This is a genomic window from Subtercola sp. PAMC28395, assembly GCF_018889995.1.
Lineage (GTDB): Bacteria > Actinomycetota > Actinomycetes > Actinomycetales > Microbacteriaceae > Subtercola.
On the sequence record NZ_CP076547.1, the window covers coordinates 1,045,977 to 1,064,080 of the forward strand.

18 protein-coding genes, 1 tRNA gene and 1 pseudogene are annotated in these 18,104 nt (G+C 65.7%); 16 read left to right on the forward strand and 4 right to left on the reverse strand.

What is annotated here, in order from left to right:
- Position 1: 1 nt before the first annotated feature.
- The 6 genes from KPL76_RS04985 (at position 2) to KPL76_RS05010 (ending at position 5,707) form a co-directional block, all read left to right on the forward strand.
- The gene (locus KPL76_RS04985) at positions 2–2,008 is read left to right on the forward strand and encodes a dipeptide/oligopeptide/nickel ABC transporter permease/ATP-binding protein (RefSeq protein WP_216335383.1); all 2,007 of its coding nucleotides are present in this window, start codon (positions 2–4) and stop codon (positions 2,006–2,008) included.
- On the forward strand, positions 2,005–2,805 hold the full coding sequence (locus tag KPL76_RS04990) for an ABC transporter ATP-binding protein (protein ID WP_216335384.1): 801 nt from the start codon (positions 2,005–2,007) through the stop codon (positions 2,803–2,805). Before KPL76_RS04985 ends, KPL76_RS04990 begins: the two co-directional genes overlap by 4 nt.
- Before the next feature lie 76 nt (positions 2,806–2,881).
- Positions 2,882–3,808: a dihydrodipicolinate synthase family protein gene (locus KPL76_RS04995; RefSeq protein WP_216335385.1), complete on the forward strand. Its 927-nt coding sequence runs from the start codon at positions 2,882–2,884 to the stop codon at positions 3,806–3,808.
- Positions 3,805–4,752, forward strand: coding sequence for an ROK family protein (locus tag KPL76_RS05000; RefSeq protein WP_216335386.1), 948 nt, complete (start codon positions 3,805–3,807; stop codon positions 4,750–4,752). The genes KPL76_RS04995 and KPL76_RS05000 overlap by 4 nt, the downstream gene beginning before the upstream one ends.
- Positions 4,749–5,438 carry an N-acetylmannosamine-6-phosphate 2-epimerase gene (locus KPL76_RS05005; RefSeq protein ID WP_216335387.1) on the forward strand — a complete coding sequence of 230 codons (690 nt, stop codon included), beginning with the start codon at positions 4,749–4,751 and terminating at the stop codon, positions 5,436–5,438. Before KPL76_RS05000 ends, KPL76_RS05005 begins: the two co-directional genes overlap by 4 nt.
- A gap of 195 nt (positions 5,439–5,633) precedes the next feature.
- Positions 5,634–5,707: transfer RNA gene (locus KPL76_RS05010), tRNA-Gly, on the forward strand.
- A 46-nt stretch (positions 5,708–5,753) separates the two neighbouring features.
- Here the strand turns inward: KPL76_RS05010 and KPL76_RS05015 are convergent.
- Positions 5,754–6,164: a PPOX class F420-dependent oxidoreductase gene (locus KPL76_RS05015; RefSeq protein WP_216335388.1), complete on the reverse strand. Its 411-nt coding sequence runs from the start codon at positions 6,162–6,164 to the stop codon at positions 5,754–5,756.
- 92 nt (positions 6,165–6,256) lie between these two features.
- Here KPL76_RS05015 and KPL76_RS05020 point away from each other — a divergent pair, with 92 nt between their 5' ends.
- The 4 genes from KPL76_RS05020 (at position 6,257) to KPL76_RS05035 (ending at position 10,314) form a co-directional block, all read left to right on the forward strand.
- Positions 6,257–7,816: an FAD-binding oxidoreductase gene (locus KPL76_RS05020; protein WP_216335389.1), complete on the forward strand. Its 1,560-nt coding sequence runs from the start codon at positions 6,257–6,259 to the stop codon at positions 7,814–7,816.
- A 157-nt stretch (positions 7,817–7,973) separates the two neighbouring features.
- The gene (dcd, locus tag KPL76_RS05025) at positions 7,974–8,564 is read left to right on the forward strand and encodes a dCTP deaminase (protein WP_216335390.1); all 591 of its coding nucleotides are present in this window, start codon (positions 7,974–7,976) and stop codon (positions 8,562–8,564) included.
- Positions 8,565–8,610: 46 nt separating this feature from the next.
- Complete coding sequence (locus KPL76_RS05030) at positions 8,611–9,423, forward strand: hypothetical protein (protein ID WP_216335391.1); 813 nt, start codon at positions 8,611–8,613, stop codon at positions 9,421–9,423.
- 198 nt (positions 9,424–9,621) lie between these two features.
- The gene (locus KPL76_RS05035; RefSeq protein WP_253202184.1) at positions 9,622–10,314 is read left to right on the forward strand and encodes an HAD-IA family hydrolase; all 693 of its coding nucleotides are present in this window, start codon (positions 9,622–9,624) and stop codon (positions 10,312–10,314) included.
- 101 nt (positions 10,315–10,415) lie between these two features.
- On the opposite strand, the gene idi is transcribed toward KPL76_RS05035, so the two are convergent.
- Positions 10,416–10,949: an isopentenyl-diphosphate Delta-isomerase gene (gene idi / locus KPL76_RS05040; protein ID WP_216335392.1), complete on the reverse strand. Its 534-nt coding sequence runs from the start codon at positions 10,947–10,949 to the stop codon at positions 10,416–10,418.
- Positions 10,950–10,986: 37 nt separating this feature from the next.
- On the opposite strand from idi, the gene KPL76_RS05045 reads away from it, so the two are divergent.
- The 5 genes from KPL76_RS05045 to KPL76_RS05070 all read left to right on the forward strand — a co-directional run bounded on the left by KPL76_RS05045 (position 10,987) and on the right by KPL76_RS05070 (position 15,692).
- Positions 10,987–12,057, forward strand: a complete 1,071-nt coding sequence (locus KPL76_RS05045; protein WP_253202185.1) for a polyprenyl synthetase family protein — start codon at positions 10,987–10,989, stop codon at positions 12,055–12,057.
- 29 nt (positions 12,058–12,086) lie between these two features.
- Entirely contained in the window at positions 12,087–13,061 is a 975-nt protein-coding gene (locus KPL76_RS05050; RefSeq protein ID WP_253202186.1) for a phytoene/squalene synthase family protein, read from the forward strand.
- 65 nt (positions 13,062–13,126) lie between these two features.
- Positions 13,127–14,923 carry a phytoene desaturase family protein gene (crtI, locus tag KPL76_RS14705; RefSeq protein WP_371733973.1) on the forward strand — a complete coding sequence of 599 codons (1,797 nt, stop codon included), beginning with the start codon at positions 13,127–13,129 and terminating at the stop codon, positions 14,921–14,923.
- A gap of 2 nt (positions 14,924–14,925) precedes the next feature.
- Positions 14,926–15,306, forward strand: a complete 381-nt coding sequence (locus KPL76_RS05065; protein ID WP_216335394.1) for a lycopene cyclase domain-containing protein — start codon at positions 14,926–14,928, stop codon at positions 15,304–15,306.
- A complete protein-coding gene (locus KPL76_RS05070) occupies positions 15,303–15,692 on the forward strand; it encodes a lycopene cyclase domain-containing protein (protein WP_216335395.1) in 390 nt (129 codons plus the stop codon). The genes KPL76_RS05065 and KPL76_RS05070 overlap by 4 nt, the downstream gene beginning before the upstream one ends.
- On the opposite strand, the pseudogene KPL76_RS14930 reads toward KPL76_RS05070, so the two are convergent.
- A pseudogene (locus KPL76_RS14930) lies at positions 15,656–15,787 on the reverse strand (hypothetical protein); the annotation flags it as partial. The gene KPL76_RS05070 and the pseudogene KPL76_RS14930 overlap by 37 nt on opposite strands.
- Here KPL76_RS14930 and KPL76_RS05075 point away from each other — a divergent pair.
- Complete coding sequence (locus tag KPL76_RS05075; RefSeq protein WP_371733974.1) at positions 15,728–16,555, forward strand: prenyltransferase; 828 nt, start codon at positions 15,728–15,730, stop codon at positions 16,553–16,555. The pseudogene KPL76_RS14930 and the gene KPL76_RS05075 overlap by 60 nt on opposite strands.
- A 123-nt stretch (positions 16,556–16,678) precedes the next feature.
- Here KPL76_RS05075 and KPL76_RS05080 read toward each other — a convergent pair whose 3' ends face one another.
- Positions 16,679–17,980 carry an MFS transporter gene (locus KPL76_RS05080; RefSeq protein ID WP_216335397.1) on the reverse strand — a complete coding sequence of 434 codons (1,302 nt, stop codon included), beginning with the start codon at positions 17,978–17,980 and terminating at the stop codon, positions 16,679–16,681.
- Positions 17,981–18,104: the final 124 nt, after the last annotated feature.

The following is an 18,104-nucleotide window of genomic DNA, read 5'->3' on the forward strand; positions in this document are numbered from 1 at the left end:
CATGCGACGATTCATGCTTCGTCTTCAGGCTCTGGGTCTCCGGATCCGAGCGATGCCGCTCGGATCGAAGATCGCCCTGGTGTTCTTCGCGATTGTGGTCATCGTTGCCGTGTTCGCACCGGTCTTCGCCATGCACGACCCCCTCGAATCGGGCATTCCGGCGCAGCCGCCGTCGCCCGACCACTGGTTCGGTACCGATCGCGGCGGCCGCGACATCTATTCGAGACTCGTCTACGGCGCGCGGTACTCCCTCGCGATCGGACTCGGCGCGACAGCGCTCGCGCTCGTGGTCGCGGCGGTTCTGGGTTCGCTGGCAGCTACTGCTCGCAAGGCGATCTCTGAGACGATCATGCGTATTCTCGACATCGTCATGTCGTTCCCGGGCATCGCCCTCGCCGTCGTCTTCGTCGCCGTGTTCGGCAAGTCGTTGCCCGTGCTGATCTGCACGCTGGCGTTCTTGTACGTTCCCCAGCTCACGCGAATCGTCCGCGCCAACGTTCTGACCCAGTTCGGCGAAGACTACGTCTCAGCCGGGAAGGTGATGGGTGCACGCACCAGCTACGTCTTGATCAAACATGTGGCCCGCAACTGTGCCGCACCCGTGATGGTCTTCGCGACCATCCTCGTCGCTGACGCGATCGTCTTCGAGGCAAGCCTGTCCTTCATCGGAGCCGGCGTGCAAGACCCTGCACCATCGTGGGGCAACGTCATCTCCTATGGCCGCAACCTGCTGCTCAGCGGTGGATGGTGGGCGACCTTCTTCCCGGGCATGCTCATTCTTCTCACCGTTCTTGCACTGAACATTCTGGCCGAGGGCCTCACCGACGCCATGGTCAGACCGGCGGCTCGAAAGAACACTGCGGCGGTCAAGGCCGTGGCGAGCGTCGAAGCCCAGGTCGTGCCACTCGACGAACTGACCGTCGCCGGTGCCGACGCCCCCTTCATTCGCAACGAGCCGCCGTCGCTGCAGCGCCACCTCGCGTTGTTGCGCACCAATGAACGACTGCGCACGGATCGGCTCGTCTACACCGGCGCGGCCACCCCGCTGCTCGAGGTGAAGAATCTGAGCATCCGCTTTCCCGAGCGGCACGGAGACACTGCTGTCGTCGACAACGTCAGTTTCTCGGTGCGACCAGGCGAGACGATGGCTCTGGTCGGCGAATCGGGATGCGGCAAGAGCATCACGAGCCTTGCCATCATGGGACTACTGCCGCCCTCTGCAGTGGTGACCGGGCAGATTCTCTTCGATGGCGAAGACCTGCTGAAGGCGACCCCGAGGCGTCGCAACGCGCTGCGCGGCCACGACATGTCGATGGTGTACCAGGACGCCCTGAGCTCGCTGAACCCATCGATGCTCATTCGAAGCCAGCTGAACCAGCTGCTACGCAGAGGCGGAACCCGCAGCGCAGAAGAGCTGCTCGAACTCGTCGGTCTCGACGCCGCCCGCACGCTGAAGAGTTACCCGCACGAGTTGAGCGGAGGGCAGCGGCAGCGCGTTCTGATCGCTCTGGCTCTGACGCGCAGCCCGAGACTGGTCGTTGCCGACGAGCCGACGACGGCGCTCGACGTCACCGTTCAGGCCCAGGTGATCGACCTGCTCAATGAGCTGAGGGAGAAGCTGGGCTTCGCCATGGTCTTCGTGAGCCACGACCTCGCTCTGGTCGCCGAACTCGCCCACAAAGTGACGGTCATGTATGCGGGGCAGGTCGTCGAATCGGCGCCCACCACGAGCCTGCTGACACGGCCGCAGCATGAGTACACCCGAGGGCTGCTTGGTTCAGTTCTCTCGATCGAAGACGGTGCAGATCGCCTGCACCAGATTTCCGGTACGGTACCGTCGCCCCGTGATTTCGCGTCGGGCGACCGGTTCGCGCCGCGCTCGCTGAGCGCCGATCGCGAGCGCACCGAACGCCCGGAGTTGAGGCTCATTCCCGGAACGGAACACGCGTTCGCGAGTTTCAACCCCGTCGAGCTACCCGCAGATGACGAACTGGAGTTGACGAGATGACCAGCGAAGCCGACGTACTCACCCTTGAGAACATCAACGTCATACACAAGGCACGCACAGGAACTCTTTTTCACCGCGATACGGTGCACGCCGTCAACGACGTGAGCCTGAGCATCCGGCGCGGCCAGACGATCGGGATCGTCGGGGAATCGGGTTGCGGCAAGTCCACTCTTGCCCGAGTGATGGTCGGTCTGCAGACCCCCACGTCTGGGTCGGTGTACTTCAGGGGCGAGAACATCAGCAAGCGTTCGCAATCGGCCGCCAAGAAGTATGGCAGAGCGGTTTCGGTCATCTTCCAAGATCCGGCAACTGCGTTGAACGCTCGGATGACTGTGCACGACATTCTGATCGACCCGCTGAACGTGCACAACATAGGCAGCCGGGTTCAACGGGAGGCTCGCGTACGTGAACTCCTCGTCCTTGTCGGCCTGCCTGCGTCTGCGGCTGAGGTGCTCCCCGGACAGATTTCTGGCGGCCAGCGCCAGCGCGTGGCCATCGCCAGGGCCTTGGCGCTCGACCCCGAGATCGTCGTGGCCGACGAACCGACGTCGGCACTGGACGTCTCGGTTCGCGCCCAGATTTTGAACCTGCTTTCTGACCTGAAGGTTCGCCTCAACCTCGGCATGGTCTTCATCTCTCACGACATTCAGACGGTTCGTTACGTGTCGGATCGAATTCTGGTCATGTACCACGGGCGCGTCGTCGAAGACGGTGCGGCCGCACAGGTCTTCGATCACCCGACAGACCCATACACGAAGAAGCTGCTCGGCGCGGCGCCGAGCCTGCTGGCTAACTGACGCAGCCGCACCCGCCTTCGTCTCCCTTCCCCCTGCTTCTCGTTCACCAGCTTCACCTCACCAAGGAGAAACACTCATGACCGTTCCACGTTTTCACGGAGTCATTCCGCCCGTCGTCACGCCTCGCACCAGCGAAGGTGACGTCGACCTGCCCGCCCTCGGCACCCTGATCGAGCACCTCCTCGACGGAGGTGTGCAGGGACTGTTCATGCTTGGTTCGTCGGGCGAGGTCGCTTTTCTGACAGACACAGAACGCAAGGCGATTCTCGCCGAAGCCGTGCGTGTCACGGCCGGCCGGGTGCCGATCATGGTCGGCGTCAACGACATGACCGCCTCACGGGTCATCGAGCAGATCAGAATCGCTGAGGATGCCGGTGTCGACGCCGTCCTCGCGACCGCGCCGTTCTACGCACTGCCGAGCGCCAGAGAGATCGAGCAGCACTTCTACCTCTTGGCCGCGGCGACGACTCTGCCGATCTTCGCTTACGACGTGCCCGTGCGGGTGCACAACAAATTGACGACCGACCTGATCATGCGGCTTGCACGAGATGGCGTTCTCGCTGGAGTCAAAGACTCCAGCGGCGACGACGTCTCGTTTCGCCGCCTGGTCAATGCCAACCGTGCCGCGGGTGAGCCGCTCGTGCTTCTCACCGGGCACGAAGTCGTTGCCGACGGCGCGTTGTTCTGGGGTGCACACGGCATCGTTCCCGGCCTGGGCAACGTCGACCCGCGCCGCTATGTCGAGATGTTCGACGCAGCCCAGAGGGGTGACTGGAACATCGCACGAGCCCTTCAGGACGAGCTGTGCGCACTGTTCGAGATCGTCTTCCAAGCACAAGGCGTGAGCGGCGAAGCTGCAGGTCTTGGTGCTTTCAAGATTGCGCTCGCCCGCATCGGCGTCATCAACAGCGCACGGATGTCGGCGCCGATCGACCAGCTGACTGACGAGACCATCCAGCGCATCCAGCACATCGTCGACCGCGCGGGCGTCCTGGTCAAGTGACACTCGTTCTCGGCGTCGACATCGGCGGCACCAAGATCGCCGCTGGTCTCGTCACCGACGACCACGAGGTCATCCACTATGCGAGCGCGTCCACGCCAGCTTCGGCGGGCGCGGACGCGATCATATCGACGGTGCTCGATCTTGCTGCACATCTGCGCGCGCGCGTTGCTCCTGGCGACGTGGTCGTGAGCTGCGGGGTCGGGTCGGCCGGCGTGATCAACCCCGTCACCGGGATCGTCACGTCTGCGACCTCGTCACTGTCGGGGTGGGCGGGCACTCCCCTCAGGCGGCGCATGAGCGACGGTCTGGGACTCCCGGCGGCCATAGTCAACGATGTTCACGCACATGCCCTCGGCGAGTCGATCGCGGGAGCCGGCCGCGACGCCGAATCAATGTTGTTGATCGCAGCCGGAACAGGCATCGGGGGCGCCATCGTGGTGAATGGGCAACTTCAACTCGGAGCCCACGGCGTTGGCGGACACCTCGGCCACATCCCCTCGGAAGAGGCGGCGGGCCTCTCCTGCCCGTGCGGCAGATCGGGTCACCTCGAGGCCATCGCTTCGGGGCCTGCGATCGCTTCGCGGTACCTCGCCGAATCGTCACAGAGCAGGTCGATCACCTCGTACGAGGTCTTCGAACGCGCTGAACGCGGCGACGCGACAGCCGCACGCGTGATCACGACGGCGGCGTACGCCCTCGGGCGCTGCATCGGTGGCCTCGTGAATACCATCGACCCCGAGAGAGTGGTGATCGGCGGGGGCCTTGCAGGCTCAGGTACCCGCTGGTGGAATGCTCTCACCGCCGGTGTGGCCGCCGAGACGATGCCGATTCTCACCCCGCAGAGACTCATACCTGCGGCGCTTCTCACGAATGCGGCGGTCATCGGCGCCGCAGCCTTCTCACGATCCACTATCCATCCCCGATCCGAAAGCCGACTCCTGTGACACCCTCGCCTTCCCCCACCCTGCTCGCCCTGAAGGGCGGGCTTATCGTGTCGTGCCAGGCATACCCGGGCGAGCCGATGCGCCAGGCCGAAACCATGGCCCAGCTGGCCGAATCCGCAGCCATCGGCGGGGCCATCGGCATTCGCGCACAGGGTCTAGACGACATCGCGCTCATTCACCAGCGCGTGCAGCTGCCTCAAATCGGGCTGTGGAAGGTCGGGGCATCCGGTGTCTTCATCACACCCACCTTCGAGCACGCACGGGCGGTCGTCGCTGCGGGCGCCGAGATCGTCGCAATCGACGGTACACGCCGCGAGCGACCCGACGGGCTCACCCTGGCCGAGACCATTCACCGATTGCACGAGGAGACCGGCGCTCTCGTGATGGCGGACGCTGGATCGTACGACGACGGAGTGGCGGCGGCGGAAGCGGGAGCCGATTGTGTCGGAACCACCCTCAGCGGCTACACCGGAGAGCGGGAGAAGACGGTCGGCCCCGACCTCGAGACGCTCAGCCGGCTTGCCGATACGCTGACGATCCCAGTGATCGCAGAGGGGCGCATCCACACCCTCGACAATGCTCGTGAGTGCAGGGATGCCGGCGCCTTCGCCATCGTCGTGGGCACGGCGATCACCCACCCGGCCTCGATCACTCGCTGGTTCGCCGACTCGATCGGCGCACGGTAGCACTGACGCCGGGCACCAGCGCATTCGCTGAGACCGGAGAGGTGCAACCGCCGACTATTACCACCGCGGCGCAATCCCATTTGGTACCGGGCAGGTAACACTGCATCGGGCCGTTGCATGAGGTCCGGGACGCCACTGCTATTCTGGAGGAGTTCAATCTGCAAAATCCGCGTACGCAAGCGGATCGCAGGCCACGCGAGTGTAGTTCAATGGCAGAACTTCAGCTTCCCAAGCTGATAGCGCGGGTTCGATTCCCGTCACTCGCTCCAGTTCGCCGCCCGAGCAAACGCCTTGCCGAGCATCCCGTGACCAAGGCTACGGCGCCGTGATCCGCAGGATCACGCGGGGCTTGCGGCCCGACTTTCCGAGGCGCTCGATCAGCATGAAGATGCGGTACTCCAGGCGGTACTTGCGGGCGAACACCGCCGAGATCCGTTCGACCGATTCGGTGTCGGCGAGAATCCCGGCCACGCCCTCGACCGCCCGGGCCCCGGGCTTCACCTTGCCCATGCGGTCGCACGGCCGAAGCTCGACCTGGCCGTTGTTGCGCAGTCGCTTGACCTTACCGCTCTCGGCCGGCGTCGTCACCACCAGGTAGTTGCCGTAGCGGGCGATCCACACTGGCGTCGAAACGGGCGCACCCGTCTTTCTGAACGTGGTCAGCGAGACGAACGCCTCGTCGCTGAGCGCGAGCAGCGCCGCATGTGCCCCGGTGTCGGTTGTCATGTGTGAAACAGTAGCGCGAGCATCCGCTGAGTGCACCGGCGCGGGCGGCACATGTCGACGCCGCCTCGCGGCGCAACCTCTAAGCTGACCGCATGACAGCTCTTTCGCGGCGACAGTTTCTGCTGACGGCGGGCAGTTCGGTGGCTGCTGCGTCTGTGCTGGCCGCCTGCTCGAGCCCTGCACCCGCGCCGCCGGTGAGCCCCACTCCCACGCCGACGCCGGTCGGTCCGCCGGTCTGGGCAGAGCTCTCGCAGTCGGTGAAGGGAGCCGTGCTGCTGCCGGCCGACGCGAACTACGGCACGGCGAAGCTCACCGAGAACCCGCGATTCGATGACGCGGCCCCGCTCGCCATTCTCGAGGCGTCGTCGGCTGCTGATGTGGCCGCCGGGCTCGCGTTCGCGACGAAGTACGGTGTTCCGCTGGCCCTGCGTTCGGGAGGCCACAACTATGTCGGATGGTCGGCGGGTGGGGCATCGGGGTCTGGCGTGCCGCCCTCGCTCGTGATCAGCACGGCAACGCTGACGGAGGTGACGCTGTCGGCCGACGGTTCGACCGTACAGGTGGGGGCCGGGGCGTCGCTGGCCGAGGTCTACAACACGGTCGGCACGGCTGGCCGGGCGATCGCCGGCGGGTCGTGTGCCACCGTCGGCGTCACGGGGCTCACTCTGGGTGGTGGCGTGGGGGTACTGGTGCGCTCATTCGGGCTGGCCTGCGACCAGCTCACCGGCGTCGAGATCGTCACCGCCGACGGCGTGGTGCACCAGGCCAGCGCGTCGAACGACGCAGACCTCTTCTGGGCGTCGCAGGGCGGCGGCGGTGGGATGCTCGGGGTCGTCACCGGCCTCACGTTTGCGACGCGGGCCGCGCCCGACGTGACCACCTGGTACGTCGAATGGCCTTGGTCGGCCGCCGCAGAGGTCGTGGCCGCGTGGCAGACCTGGGCTCCCTCGGCAGACAACGGCCTGTGGTCCACGCTCAAACTGCTGGGCGGCAACTCGCACCCCGGCGAGCCGAGCGTGTCGGTCTCTGGCACCTGGATCGGCAGCGGCCCACTGTCGCAGCAGATCGCTCCACTGCTGAACGGCGTGAGCGCTCAGCCCAGTACGAACCAGCCGTTCCACCACAGCTACGTCGACGCGATGATGATCGAGGCGGGCTGCCAGAACACCCCCATCGCCGAGTGCAACACCGGCCCGGGCGGGGCACTCACCCGCGAACCGTCATCGGGAACATCCAATATCGGGTACGCCACCCTCGACGCCTCTGGCATCACCGACCTCATCGCCCAGGTGAACGCAGCGCAGAACGTCTCGGGCATGACCGAGGGCGGAATCTCGATGGATGCCCTGGGCGGCGTCGTGGCGAACATCGACCCGTCGGCGACGGCCTTCGTGCACCGCAAGGCACTCATGACCGTGCAGTACACGGCCACCTTCGCCGTCGGAGCTGACCCATCGCCCTACGACGCCTACGTTCGACGATTCCGCGCCGCCATGACGACCCACTGGCAGAACTGGGCCTACGTGAACTACTGCGATGCGACGGTTCCGGATGCCCAGACCGCCTACTTCGGAGCGAACCTGCCGCGCCTCACATCGTTGAAGGCTCAGTACGACCCCCACGGCCTCTTCACGCAGCCGCAGTCGTACTGACGCTGACGCGCAGCACCCTCCTTCTCGTCCCTCGCTTGCATCCTCAGGTGAGGCCGCTGCGACAAGTCGCGATACCAGCCTCTTTTCGTTGCAGATGCCTCAGCCGGCCCCGAAACTGCGACGCTGCGCGGCGCTGCCCAAAAGGTAAGCTGGCCGCGTGCTTCTCTCTGATAGTGACATCCGGGCCGAACTCGACAGCGGGCGCGTCGGGCTCGAGCCGTACGAGCCTGCGATGGTGCAGCCCTCGAGTGTGGATGTTCGCCTCGACCGTTTCTTCAGGCTCTTCGACAACCACAAGTACCCCTTCATCGACCCGGCCGCCGACCAGCCCGAACTGACGCGGCTCATCGAGGCGGTCGCCGATGAGCCGTTCATCCTGCACCCCGGCGAGTTCGTGCTCGGCTCGACCTACGAGCAGGTCACATTGCCCGACGACATCGCGGCGAGGCTCGAAGGCAAGAGTTCGCTCGGGCGCCTCGGGCTGCTGACACACTCCACCGCAGGGTTCATCGACCCCGGCTTCAGCGGGCACGTGACGCTCGAGCTGAGCAACGTCGCCACTCTTCCCATCAAACTGTGGCCCGGCATGAAGATCGGGCAGCTGTGCTTCTTTCAGCTGTCGTCTGCCGCCGAGCATCCATACGGTTCAGCGCAGTACAGCTCGCGGTACCAGGGCCAGCGTGGGCCGACGGCGAGCCGCTCGCACCTGAACTTTCACCGCACCGACGTCTCGGGCGGGCAGCTCTAGCCCTGCCGGCTGGGCCGTGGCGCGCCGGGTACAGAGAGTCGAATGGATGCTCGCAGACGAGCTCAGCGCAGGTCACAGCTCTGACGACGAGCCGGCGCTCGGCACCCTGCGTTCGGCGCACCATATTGACGGAGGCGCCCAGTTGGCCGAGCTTCGCCGGGCGGTCTTCGGCCCCGGCACGCCCGATGATGTGCGCGATCAGAAGGCCGCCGAGCTCGCCGCCCTCGAGAAGGCTGTCGATGATGAACGTCACGCGGCAGAGCTGCGTCAGCGAGCGGCAGCTGAGCAGTCCGCCCGTCGGCGCGGGCACATGCGATCGCTGAGGCGCAAGTGGATGGTCGCCTCGTTCAGCGTCATCGTCGTGCTTGCCGTAGTCGGTGTGACCTCTGCTCTTCTGGTCGCGGGCCGCCCACAGCCCGGAACTCTGCCAGCAAGTGATGCGGCCGCAAGTACGTTCCCTGCGCTTTCGCCAGCCGAGGCCGCAGCCCAGTCGCCGGCTCAGGTCTTCACCAGGCCCCAGACCTCGGCCGACATGCCGACCCAGGGCTTTCCGGTCGGGCTGGTGATCGGGTCATTCCGATTGCTGCGAACCGCGCAGTTCACTCCGACCACAGCTTTCGTGGCCCTGCGCCCCGACGGCGACACCTGCCTCACTGTCTATGGCACCGGCACTGACTTCGAATCGAAGTGCACGCTGGCCGAGACTGCACTTCGTGGCGGGATCACCGTCGTCTTCTCGACAGTGCAGAACATGAACCCGCGCACCGGCTCCGCCGCAGTCTCATCGGTGACCTTCACCGCAGAATGGATGCCCGACGGCCAGTACACCGTGTCGTCAGCCATCACCGTGGCGCACTGAGAAGCACCGACGCGCAGCGACGCGTATTGACTCGCACTGACGCACATCTTTCGGCCCCTGATTACCCTTTCGACGCTCCTGGGCTCCCCGCCAGGTGTGCCGATGCGCGTGGGTGCGCACGAACGTCCCGACGGTCTCTCGTTTCGGGACGCTTGCGCGCACCGGCCAGGGTCTGACGGCACACCGTAGCCTTGGTGGGTGACTTCAGCCTCCGCCGCCCCCGATTCCGGCTCCTCCGACACCGACCCGATCGACCGCGTCTTCAGGGCGGCACTGTTCGACATGGACGGCACACTCATCGACTCGACTCCCGCCGTCGACCGGTCCTGGATCCGCTGGGGGCAGGAGTGGGGCATCCATGACTCGTTTCGCGAAGGCATGCACGGCAGGCCTGCGCGATCCCTCATCGCCGAGCTCGTCGCTCCCGAGCAGGTCGAAGAAGCGTTGGCCCGGGTGCAGCAGCTCGAACTCGCTGACGTCGACGGCATCACCGTGCTCGAGGGCGCAGCTGAGCTGATCTCGAGCCTGCCGGATGATCGGCGAGCCATCGTCACGTCGTGCAATCGTCAGTTGGCCCCCGTGCGGCTGCGTGTGGCGAACTTTCCGGCGCCGAGCGTCGTGGTGACGATCGACGACACGCCCAGGGGCAAGCCCAACCCCGACCCGTTCCTCGAGGGCGCTCGCCGCCTCGGCTTCGATGCCGCGGACTGCGTGGTGTTCGAGGATGCCCCCGCTGGCCTTGCCGCGGGCCGCGCTGCCGGCTGCTTCACCGTGGGCATTGTGGGCACGCACCCCTCGCACGAGCTCGATGCGGACCTCGTCGTTCGGAGCCTCACCCAGGTCACCGTGCGCGTCGTCGACGGCGGCTTCACGCTAGTCGTCACGCCCTGACGCACGGTTTCGCTGGGCGCGTGCTCTGCTGGGTGCGCTCACACGGCCCGAACATCGGCTGTGTGGGGACGTTTGCCCGCACCGAGCCCAAAGCCCGGACCCTATGCAGGGTGGGTGCGCGCAATTGGCCCCAACTGCAGGGTGAGCCAGGGGCTGAAGGCCCAGGGGGTCGCAGCGATGGCGGTGAGCAGGGCATCCGGGTCGACCCACTGCCATTCACAGACTTCGTCGGGATTGGGCTGCAGGGAATCCGTCACGACGGCCGTGTAGACGGGGCAGATCTCGTTCTCGACGACACCGGCCGCGTCGACGGCACGATAGCGGAAGTCAGGCAGCGCGATCTCGAACGAATCGAGTGTCACGCCGAGTTCGGCGTCGGCCCGGCGCACCACGGCGTCACCCATCGCCTCGCCCGGGGCGGGGTGGCCGCAGAACGAATTCGTCCAGACGCCGGGCCAGGTTCGCTTGGCCAGAGCCCGCCTGGTGACGAGCAGGCGCCCGCCCTGGTCGAACACGTGGCAGGAGAAGGCGAGGTGAAGCTGGGTATCTGCCGTATGCACGGTGGCCTTGTCGGCCACGCCGATGGGAATTCCGGCGTCAGACAGCAGTACGACCTGTTCTTGGACGACTGTCATCACACTCTCATTTCTGTCTGTGGGCTACGCTCGAAAGGTGGACCCACAGGATCTCGTGGTCGCAGGCACCAGGCGGCAGAAACATGTCGACGAGGTGCTCGATCGTTTCTTCAGCCTAGCCAAGAACCGCGCGTCTGCAATCGGCCCGCGGTACCTCACGTTGTGGCAGACGCTGGAAAAGAATACCTCGGGCGGCAAACGCTTTCGCCCGTCGATGGTGATGGGGGCCTACGAGTCGCTGGGCGGTACTGATCTCGAGGCCGCGGCGCACGTCGGTGCGGCCTTCGAGCTGCTGCACACGGCCCTCATCGTGCACGACGACGTGATCGACCGGGACTTCATCCGCCGGGGCGGCGTCAACGTATCCGGGGTGTACCGCGACATCGCCCAGACCGCCGGAATCCCAATACCGGCAGCCGAACACCGGGGGCTCTCGGTCGCTGTCATCGCCGGCGACCTCGCTCTCTTCTATGCGTTCAGACTGCTCGACCGCAGTGGGATCGATGGGGAGGTGCGCACGCGTCTCCACGACATCTTCGACGAGGCGCTGTTCGCCTCAGCGGCCGGCGAACTCTTCGACGTCGACTTCTCCCAGCACAGATCGATGCCGACGGTCGACGAGGTCGTTGACATGGAGCGCCTCAAGACGGCCGTCTATTCCTTCGAATCGCCCGTCGAGGCCGGTGCAGTTCTGGCGGGGGCGAGCGACGAAGCGGTTCGTGCCCTCGCGTCCTTCGGCCGCAACATCGGCATCGCGTACCAGATAGTGGATGATCTGCTCGGCGTCTTCGGTGACGAGACGGCCACGGGCAAGACCACTGTCGGCGACCTGCGTGAGGGCAAGCGCACCGTGCTGATCGCCTACGCTTCCGAGCGCCCCGAGTGGCTCGAGATCTCGCGGTGGCTCGGCCTTCCCGATCTCACCTGGGAGCAGGCGGCAGTTGTGCGGCGCGCACTGGAGGACTGTGGCGCTCGCGCCTACGCCGAAGATCTGGCCCGCGAGTTCGCCAACCGTGCGGCAGAAGAGCTCGACTCGCCGGCGCTGCCCGACGCTGTGCGAGACGAGTTCAGGCCCATCATCGAGACTGTGCTCGGGCGGGTGCGCTGACCGTGGCCGCAGCTGACCCAGGCGCCCCTGTGGCCCAGAGCGAAGTGACGCGTGCGCGGTCGCTCTATGACGCCGTCGCGCACGAGACGGCCCGCATCGTCATCCACCGGTACTCGACCTCGTTCGGCCTGGCGTCCCGGCTTCTCGGGGCAGGGGTCCGCGGGCACGTAGAGAACATCTACGCCCTGGTGCGTCTCGCCGACGAGGTCGTAGACGGGGTGGCGGCTTCGGCGAACCTGAGTGCTGAGCAGATCTCTGTGCTCCTCGATGCCCTCGAACGAGACACGCTGGAGGCGATGAGGGTGGGGTACAGCACCAACCTGGTGGTACACGCGTTCGCGCTGACGGCCCGCGAAGTCCGATTCGGCCCGGAGCTCGTCGAGCCGTTCTTCGCCTCGATGCGGGCCGATATCTCAGCCACGGAGCACACGCCGGAGAGCTTCGACGTCTACGTCTATGGATCAGCTGAGGTCGTCGGGCTGATGTGCCTCGCTGCATTCCTCCAGGGGCATACCTTCAGCGACTCGGAGCGGGCGGCGCTGGTCGACGGCGCCCGGCACCTGGGGGCAGCGTTCCAGAAGATCAACTTTCTGCGCGATCTGTCTGCCGACTTCGCCGGTCTCGGCCGCAGCTACTTTCCCGGCGTGACCGTCACGTCGTTCGGCGAGGGGTCGAAGGCGGAGATCATCGCCGACATCGAGAACGACCTGCACATCGCCCGAGGTGTTCTGCCCCTCCTTCCGAAGTCGAGCCGTCGGGCCGTGGCGCTCGCGCAGGGTCTGTTCGGTGAGCTCACCAGGCGCCTTCGCGAGACACCGGCGGCAGTCCTGGCCGAGACGCGCATCAGGGTGCCGAACCCCATAAAGCTGCGGATTGCGGCAGAGGCCGCAGCAGGACGACTACCGACAGCGGGTAGAGCAGAACCCACACCACGCAAACCGAACACTGGCCAACCGAACACAGGCCAACCAAGATCAGGCCGAACCAACAAGGAGCAGAAGTGACGTCCCCCGAAGCCAGCCCGTCGAGTGACCCGATCGAGAGCGGGCTTGACCGCCAGCAGCGCGCCGTGGTGATCGGTGCCGGCATCAGTGGCCTCGCCACCGCTTCGCTGCTCGCTCGCGAAGGGTACGACGTCACCGTCGTCGAGAAGCAGCCGGCCGTCGGCGGGCGTGCCGGCCTGTGGGAGAAGGACGGGTTCCGCTTCGACACCGGCCCGTCGTGGTACCTCATGCCCGAGGTGTTCGACCACTTCTACAAACTCATGGGTACGAGTGCCGCTGAGCAACTTGACCTGTCGAAGCTCGACCCTGGCTACCGAGTGCTCTTCCAGGATGAGTTCAAGCCGATCGACATCGCGGCATCACGTGACGAGAACCTCGACCTGTTCGAGTCGATCGAGCCGGGGTCGGGTGTGCGGATGGCGGGATACCTCGACTCTGCAGCCGAGACCTATGAACTGGCGAAGAAGTACTTCCTGTATTCCACCTTCGAGGACTTCCGGCCGCTGCTCAAGGAACCCGTACTCAAGCGGTCTCCGCGCCTGGTGCGTCTCCTTCTCGAGTCACTCAACAGCTTTGCCGGGCGCACCGTTCGCGACCCACGCCTTCAGCAGATCCTCGGCTACCCCGCGGTATTCCTCGGCTCCTCGCCATATTCCACCCCGAGCATGTATCACCTGATGAGTCATCTGGACCTCGATGATGGCGTTCTCTATCCCCAAGGTGGTTTCGCGCGGGTGATCGAGAGTATCGAACAGATCGCCATCGCCGCCGGAGTCACCATCATCACGGGTGCGAGCGTCACGACGATCACAACCATCGACGACCAGGCAGAGGCCGCGGCGGCCGTCGAGCTCGAGCCAGCAGGCCCATACGACTACGACACCCACGAGTTCGACACCAACGTGATCGACCGCGCCGAGCTGCGTCGCGTGCTCGAGGGTGAGGTCGAATACGACCCGGCCCGCCACGGCGGACTCCAGCCTGCGGGTTCGGCCACCGGCACCGTCGAGGCGGGCGAACCCGGCGAAGTTGCGCCTGTCGCAGCATCGACGAAGCGAAAGCCGAAGGTTTCGGGCATCCAGTACCTCGATGCCGCTGGCACGGCCCACTCGCTCGAAGCTGACGTGGTCGTTGCCGCGACTGACCTCGAGCACGTCGAGACGACCATGCTGCTGCCTGAGCTGCAGACCTTCCCTGACTCGTACTGGAAGAAGAAGACCGCTGGGCCTTCCGCGGTGCTCATCTATCTCGGCGTCTCTGGCTCACTCCCCGAGCTTGCCCACCACACTCTGTTCTTCACCAAGAGCTGGAAAGAGGACTTCGGCAAGATCTTCGGCAAAGCAGGCTTCGGCCGCCGTAAGCCGACCTCGGTTCCGAGCCCTGCTTCGATCTATGTCTGCCGGCCCAGTGCGACCGATGCCTCCGTTGCGCCAGAGGGCTCGGAGAACATCTTTGTTCTCGTGCCCATCCCGGCCGACCCCTCGATCGGGCACGGAGGCGAAGACGGCAACGGCTCGGCCCAGGTCGAGGCCATCGCCGACGAGGCGATCGCGCAGATCGGCAGCTGGGCGGGAATCGACGACTTCGCCTCCCGCATCACGGTTCGCCGCACGGTCGGCCCCGGCGACTTCAAAGACGACCTCAACACCTGGAACGGAACGGCGCTGGGCCCGGCCCATACTCTCGGCCAGAGTGCGTTCTTCCGTGCCGGCAACGTGAGCAAGAAGGTCGATGGCCTCCTGTACGCCGGTGGGTCGACGATCCCGGGCATCGGCCTGCCGATGTGCCTCATCAGCGCTGAGCTCGTGATCAAGCGCCTGCGCGGCGACACCTCGACCACTGCCCTGCCCGAGCCGCTCTGAGCATGGCCGTTCTGTACCTGCTCGGGCTGCTCGTCGCGCTGACGGGAATGGTCATGCTCGACCGGCGCTTCCGGTTGTTCTTCTGGGCCGACGCTCGCCGGGCATCCATTGTTCTGGTCGTCGGCGTGGTGTTCTTTCTGCTGTGGGATATCGCCGGCATCGGCCTCGGCATCTTCTTTCGCGGCGAGACGGCGTTCACGACCGGAATCGTGATCGGGCGCGAACTGCCGCTTGAAGAAGTCTTCTTTCTGACGTTGCTCTGCTACCTCACGATGAACCTGTTCGCTGCGGTGTCGCGGATGATCGGCAGGGCCACAGTCGCCCCGAACGGAACACGTGGCCAGAGCGGCCTCGCCGGCCGAAGTGCAGGGCGGCCATCGTGACGTACTGGGCCCTGAACGCCTACTTTCTCGCGGTGGCGGTGGTGCTGTTCGCCGTGGCGAGGATCACCCGACGCAAGCCGGCCTTCGTGCCGGTGCTCGTCACCCTGGCGGTGCTGCTCGTCATCACGGCGGTGTTCGACAACGTCATGATCGGCATCGGGCTGGTCGGCTACAACCAGGCGCTGATCTCCGGCGCCTTCATCGGAATCGCCCCGCTGGAGGACTTCGCATACGCGATCGGCGCCGCCGTGCTGCTGCCTGCTCTCTGGATGCTGCTGCCAGCCCGTGCGGCATCACGACAGGGAAGGCGACCGAACGGCGCTGCTGCAGCGGCGGCGAATGGACAGGCCCACCCACACCAGACTCGCCCCGAGGAGCACTCGTGACCAAGCTCGGCCAGGTGCTGCTCTCGTCGCGCCCGCTGTCGTGGATCAACACCGCGTTCCCGTTCGCGGCCGCGTACCTGCTGACCACCCGCCAGGTCGACCTGACCTTCGTGCTCGGGACCCTCTACTTCCTCGTGCCGTACAACCTCGCGATGTACGGCATCAACGACGTGTTCGACTATGAATCCGACCTCCGGAACCCCCGCAAGGGCGGTGTCGAGGGCGCGGTGCTCGGGCGCTCGCTGCACAAGTTGACGCTGTGGAGCGCGGCGGTCACGAACATCCCGTTCCTGGTGTACCTGGTGATCGTCGGTTCGCCGCTCTCCTGGCTGGTGCTGGCGATCAGTGTGTTCGCGGTGATCGCCTACAGCGCGCCGAAACTGCGGTTCAAGGAACGCCCGTTCGTCGACTCACTGACCTCGAGCACGCACTTCGTGAGCCCCGCCGTCTACGGTCTGGTGCTCGCCGGTGCAGTCTTCACCCCCCAGCTCTGGGCAATTCTCGCGGCATTCTTTCTGTGGGGCATCGCGAGTCACGCGTTCGGCGCCGTGCAGGACATCGTCGCAGACCGCGAGGGCGGCATCGCTTCGATCGCCACGGTCATCGGCGGCAGGCAGACGGTACGTTTCGCGTTCTTCGCCTACGTGCTCGGCGGGTTGCTCATGCTGCTCACCAGCTGGCCCGGCCCGATTGCCGCTGTGCTGGCTCTGCCGTACGCCCTGAGTGTGCTGCCGTACTGGTCGATCACCGATGCGGATGCTGAGCTCGCCAACGCTGGCTGGCGACGGTTTCTCTACCTGAACTTCGCGACCGGTTTCGTGGTGACGATGCTGCTCATCTGGTACTGGGCACTCACGCCCTGACCCGTCGCCTGCGCTGGCATTTACGCTGCCGCGCTCGCAATCGTCGGAGATTCCGCTGGAGTACCCCTTGTAGGCGCGCTGCCCCCGCGGAATATCCGACGGTTTCGCTCTCGCGAATTGCCCTCAGCTGAGCTCGGGCTGCTTCGCCGAAACGGGGATGAGCACTGCGAGGCCCACCGCGAGCACGAGCACGATGCCCAGGATGCCCCAGTACTGTGCGCCGCCGATCGTCACGAAGATCGCGAACGCCGTCGGCGCGAGGAAGGTCGCCGCCTTTCCGGTGGTCGCGTAGAGGCCGAAGACCTCGCCTTCGCGGCCCGCAGGAATCACCCGGGCCAGGAACGACCGGCTCGCCGACTGCGCGGGGCCGACGAACAGGCAGAGGGCAAGGCCGAAGACCCAGAAGGCCGCCGGGCCGGCGTCATGCAGGAAGAACACAGCGAGACCGCAGATGACGAGCCCGACCAGAGCGCCCACGATCACGGGCTTCGGGCCGATCCGGTCGTCGAGGCGCCCGATGACCACGGTCGAGACGCCCGCGGTCACGTTGGCCGCAATGGCGAAGATGATGACCTCGCCGGCAGAGAAGCCGAAGGTGCCTGCCGCCAAAATGCCACCGAAGGTGAAGACTCCGGTGAGCCCGTCGCGGAATACGGCGCTCGCGATCAGGAAGTAGACGGTGTGCCGGCTCGTGCGCCACAGCCGCGCGATGTCGTGCCCGAGGCGCACGTAGGAGCCGAAGAAGCTGACCTTGTCACGGCGACTGGCTGCCGGAGCCGTGTACTCGGGCACGGCGAGCAGCACCGGCAGTGCGAAGAGGCCGAGCCACGCTGCTGCAATCAGCATCGAGAGGCGCACGGCCAGCCCGTTGTCGTCGTCTGGCGCAGGGTGGATGAGGCCGAAGTAGACGATGAGCAACAGCACGATTCCGCCGAAGTACCCCATCGACCATCCGAACCCGCTGACCTTGCCGATGGTCGCCCGGGTCGAGACGCTGGTGAGCATGGCGTTGTAGTTCACCGAGGCGAACTCGAAGAACACCGTGCCGACGGCGAGCAGGAGCAACCCCAGCCACAGGTAGCTGGGCGATGGTTCGACGAAGAACATGAGCGCGGTGACCACCACCACGATGTACGTATTGACCGCGAGCCAGAACTTGCGGCGGCCTGAGACATCGGAGCGCTGCCCCGTGATCGGCGCCAGTAGGGCCACCAGGATGCCGGCCACCCCCAGGGTCCAGCCGAGCTGCGCAGAGACGAAGGCTTCGCCGCCGAACGACTTACCGGTCAGGTACACCGTGAAGACGAAGGTGGTGACGACGGCGTTGAAGGCGGCTCCGCCCCAGTCCCACAGGCCCCAGGCCAGAACACGCGTGCGCGGGATGATCGTGGTGGGGCCAGTCGGGCCTGCCGCCGTTGCAGTCATGACCACACAGTACAGTTTCTGGGTAAACCGAAGGTGTATTGAAAGTTGAGTCACATCTACTCAAGTTCTTGGCCTTCGGACTTGACACCTGATCGACGGGGAGTAAACTTGAGCGTATAAGACT